4 protein-coding genes are annotated in these 4598 nt (G+C 71.8%); all 4 read right to left on the bottom strand.

What is annotated here, in order from left to right; translation table 11 throughout:
- Positions 1–297 precede the first annotated feature (297 nt).
- Entirely contained in the window at positions 298–636 is a 339-nt protein-coding gene (locus IJH84_RS19055; protein WP_295146959.1) for a P-II family nitrogen regulator, read from the bottom strand.
- Positions 633–1967 carry an ammonium transporter gene (locus IJH84_RS19050; RefSeq protein WP_200070178.1) on the bottom strand — a complete coding sequence of 445 codons (1335 nt, stop codon included), beginning with the start codon at positions 1965–1967 and terminating at the stop codon, positions 633–635. The genes IJH84_RS19055 and IJH84_RS19050 overlap by 4 nt, the downstream gene beginning before the upstream one ends.
- 104 nt (positions 1968–2071) lie before the next feature.
- Positions 2072–3289 carry an MFS transporter gene (locus IJH84_RS19045; protein ID WP_295146954.1) on the bottom strand — a complete coding sequence of 406 codons (1218 nt, stop codon included), beginning with the start codon at positions 3287–3289 and terminating at the stop codon, positions 2072–2074.
- Between the two features lie 94 nt (positions 3290–3383).
- On the bottom strand, positions 3384–4598 hold a 1215-nt coding region (ftsY, locus tag IJH84_RS19040; RefSeq protein WP_295146951.1), incomplete at its 5' end, for a signal recognition particle-docking protein FtsY.

Raw genomic sequence — 4598 nt, 5'->3', positions numbered from 1 at the left:
GGGTCGTCCCCCCGCGACGACCCGGTTCCCGACCCCCGGTCGCTCGTCCCCCCGCACGAGCGACCGCGCCGAGAGCGGGCCTCCGCCCCCCGGCACCGGCGGTTCCCCCGGAGATCTCCGCCTCGGCACGGGCAGAAGTCTGCCGGTCCGGGCGGGCCCCGGTGACCCGTGAACCCCCGTGAGTACGGGTGCGTAGTGCTACGCATCCGCTTTGCGTGGTCTCCCGGGCAACCGCGCGAAAGCGCCGGGCGCGGACCTCTCGGCCCGCGCCCGGCGCGGTGTTGTGCGGCGGCAGGCTCAGATCGCGTCGTTGCCCGTTTCCCCGGTTCGCACCCGGGTGACGGAGTCGATCGCGGTGACCCAGACCTTGCCGTCGCCGACGCGGCCGGTGCGGGCGGCGGTCACGATGCCTTCGACGACGTCGTCCACTGCGGACTCCTCGGCCAGCACGTCCACGCGGGACTTCGGCACGAAGTCCACCGCGTACTCGGCGCCCCGGTAGACCTCGGTGTGGCCCTTCTGCCTGCCGTAGCCCTGCGCGTCGCTGACGGTCATACCCAGCACGCCCAGTCGGGCCAGCGCTTCCTGCAACGGCTCCAGCCGGTCCGGCTGGACGATCGCGGTGACCAGCTTCATGGGTGGCTGCCCTCCAGCTCGCGTTCGGCGTCGTCGGCGCGCAACGGCGAGCGGGCGGAACGCCCGTCGCCGAAGTGGTACGCGGATTCGGCGTGCTCGGTTTCGTCGATGCCTTCGGCCTCGTCGTCCGGGCTCAGCCGGAATCCGACGAGCGCCTTGACGAGGTAGGCCAGCAGCAAGCTCAGCACGAACGAGTAGATCAGCACCGCGACAGCGCCCACGGCCTGCCGCCACAGCTGGTCGAAACCGCCGCCGTAGAGCAGCCCGTCCACCCCGGCGGGTGCCGAAGCGGAGGCGAAGAACCCGACCAGCAGAGTGCCGACCAGGCCGCCGACCAGGTGCACCCCGACCACGTCGAGCGAGTCGTCGTAGCGCAGCTTGTACTTCAGGCTCAGCGCCAGCGCGCACACCGCACCGGTGATCGCACCGACCGCGATGGCGCCCAGCGGGGTGACCGAGGAACAGGCCGGGGTGATCGCGACCAGGCCGGCGATGATTCCGGAGGCGGCGCCGAGGGTGGTGGCGTGCCCGTCGCGCAGCCGCTCCACCAGCAACCAGCCCAGCATCGCGGCGCTGGTGGCGACCAGCGTGTTGACCAGCACCACGGCCGCAGTGCTGTCGGCGGCCAGCGCGGAGCCGCCGTTGAAGCCGAACCAGCCGAACCACAGCAGTCCGGCACCGAGCACCACGAACGGCAGGTTGTGCGGTTTGCCCGCCTGCTTCGGCCAGCCGGTGCGCCTGCCCAGCACCATCGTTAGCGCGAGCGCGGCGGCCCCCGCGTTGATGTGCACCGCGGTGCCGCCTGCGAAGTCGATGGCGGCGAGCCGGTTGGCGATCCAGCCGCCGACGGCGGTCACGTTGCCCGCGGCATCGGTCTCGTCGAACGCGAAGACCCAGTGCGCGACCGGGAAGTAGACCACGGCGGCCCACAGCGCGGCGAACAGCAGCCACGGGCCGAAGCGGGCGCGGTCGGCGATCGCGCCGGAGATCAGCGCGACCGTGAGGATCGCGAACATCGCCTGGAACCCGGCGAAGACCAGCGTCGGGATGGTGCCGGAAAGTTCATCCGGCCCGAGCAGGCCGCCGAGCCCGAAGAGTTCGGCGGGGTTTCCGAGCAGGCCCAGCCCGCCGAGGTCGGAGCCGAACGCCGCGGAGTACCCGAACAGCACCCACAGGACTCCGACGACCCCGATGCTGCCGAGGCTCATCATGAGCATGTTGAGCACACCGCGGGTGCGCACCATGCCGCCGTAGAAGAACGCCAGCCCAGGTGTCATGAGCAGTACGAGTGCCGCGCTGATCAGCACCCATGCGGTATCGCCTGAATTCACGTCGCCTCCCCGTGCGTACCGAGTCGAGCCCGCATCCTGGGGAAGGCGTGTTTCAAGTGTCCGGTTCTGCTGTTTCGCGGCCGTGAACCTTGGGCCGCGCGGTGTTACGGCGCGGTTGTCCCGTCACCGGCATGTTGCGCGCCGATCACCGACGGCACCTGCCGATCCCGGCCCGCGACCGCCCCGAGCACCGTTTCCCCAGCGCAGCAAACCATCAGCAGCACCAGGGGGACGGTCCAGCCGCCGGTGGCTCCGTGCAGCACTCCGATCAGCAGCGGACCGGTCGCCGCGATCAGGTATCCGGCGCCTTGCGCCATGCCGGACAGCGCGACCGTGGTGTCGCTGTCCGGGGCGCGGAGCCCGAACAACGTCAGCGCCAAACCGAACGCGGCGCCCTGCGCCAAGCCGAGCACGACGGTGGCGGTCCAAACCACGGCAGTCCCGGGAGCGAGCAGTACCCCGGCGAAACCGAGCGCGGTGAGCACTCCCAACGCCATGGCCACCCAGCGCTGGTCCCGCAACCGGCGGCACAGCACCGGGACCGTCAACGATCCGAGCGCCTGCACCGCGGCCTGCACACCGAGCAGCGCCCCGGCCGCTTCGGCGGACATGCCCTGGCTCTGCGCCATCGAAGGCAACCAGCCGAACACGACGTAGGCCATCAGTGACTGGGCACCCATGAAGCCGGTGACCTGCCAGGCCAGCCGGTTGCGCCACAGCAGTCCGGGCCGCACGACCCGCTGCCTGCTCACCGCACCGCGAAGGGCGAACGCGCACAGCAGCAGTGCCAGCAGCACCGGCACCGCCAGCAGGCCCAGCGGCAGCCGCCATGCGGAACCGAGCGCTCCGCCGAGCGGCACCACCACGCTCGCGGCCAGCGCTCCGCCGAGCGTGAGGCACATCGTGTACAGCGCGGTCACGCCCGGCACGCGGCTCGGGAAGTCCCGTTTGATCACGCCGGGAAGAGCGACGTTGGCGACCGCGATGCCCGCGCCGACCACGACGGTGCCGCCCACCAGCGCCCACACCGACCCCGCGGCGCGCAGCAGGTTGCCCGCCAGCAGCACCACGAGGCAGCCGACGAGCACTCGTTCATCGCCGAAGCGCTGCCTCAACCGCGGCGCAACGAACGCGAAAACTCCCAGGCACACCGGCGGAAGCGTGGTCAGCACGCCGCCGAAGGTGCTGGAGAGACCGAGGTCTCCGAGGATCCGATCGAGCACCGGGGCCACGGCCGTCACCGGCGGCCGCAGCGCCAACGCCACCAGCACGACCAGCACCGAGGTTCCGATCGCGAACCGTTCCCGCAGCTGCGTCGTCACGGCACGAAGTGGAACATGCCGGTGCGTTGCGCGGAATGGCTCGGGCGCATCGTGATCGTCACCGCGAGTTCCGCGGCCGGTACTTCGCGCAGGTTCAGCTCAGCAGCGCGTCGACGAACGCGGCGGGCTCGAACGGTGCCAGGTGGTCCGCGCCTTCGCCGAGACCGACGAGCTTCACCGGCACGCCGAGCTCGCGCTGCACCTGGAACACGATGCCGCCCTTGGCGGTGCCGTCCAGCTTGGTCAGCACGATGCCGGTCACGTCCACCACGTCGGAGAACACCCGCGCCTGCGCGAGGCCGTTCTGGCCGGTGGTCGCGTCCAGCACCAGCAGCACCTCGTCGACCTGGGCGCGCTTTTCCACCACCCGCTTGACCTTCCCGAGTTCGTCCATCAGCCCGGTCTTGGTGTGCAGCCGGCCCGCGGTGTCGACCAGCACGGCATCCACCCCGCTGTCCGTGGCGCGGGAGACGGACTCGAACGCGACGCTGGCCGGGTCCTGTCCCTCGTTGCCGCGCACCACCTCGGCGCCGACCCGGTCGCCCCAGGTGCCGAGCTGTTCGACAGCGGCGGCGCGGAACGTGTCGGCCGCGCCCAGCAGCACCTTGCGGCCGTCGGCGACCAGCACCCGGGCGAGTTTGCCGGTGGTGGTGGTCTTGCCGGTGCCGTTCACGCCGACGACCAGCAACACGGCGGGCTTGCCGCCGTCGGCCGGGTCGCCGTGCGGCAGGGCGCGCACGGAACGTTCCTGCTCGGTGGACAGCGCGTCGATCAGCACTTCGCGCAGCAGCGCCCGCGCGTCGTCGGCGGTGCGCACGCCGCGGGAGGCGATCTCGGTGCGGAGCCGTTCGACGATCTCGGTGGTGGTGGCCGCGCCGAGGTCGGCCATCAGCAGCGTGTCCTCGACCTCTTCCCAGGAGTCCTCGTCGAGGTCGCCCGCGCCGAGCAAGCCCAGCAGGCCCTGGCCGAACGTGGAGCGGGAGCGGGACAGCCTGCCGCGGAGGCGTTCCAGCCTGCCGGTGGTCGGCTCGATCTCCTCGACCTGTTCGGGGGCGGCCGGAGCCGGTTCCGGCGGTGCCTCGACGCGGCCCTGGTCGGGGACTTCGTCGGGGGCGGTCGTGTCCGAGGTTCCTGCTGCGGTCTCGTCGGTGGTGGCCGCACCCGTGGACGCGGTGCTGCCTGCCGGTTCGGCGGTTCCGGTGGCGTCTTCGGTGGTGTCCGCGGCGGTGTCGGCCGGCTGGACCGCCGAGTCGGTCGTTGCCGAATCGGTCGTTGCCGCTTCGGGCGTGGCCGGTTCCGCGGTCGCGGT

It is taken from the genome of Saccharopolyspora sp. (assembly GCF_017434145.1).
Lineage (GTDB): Bacteria > Actinomycetota > Actinomycetes > Mycobacteriales > Pseudonocardiaceae > Saccharopolyspora_C > Saccharopolyspora_C galaxeae.
Note: the sequence above shows the minus strand (reverse complement) of the source record. Positions and strands in the feature narration are given on the sequence as shown.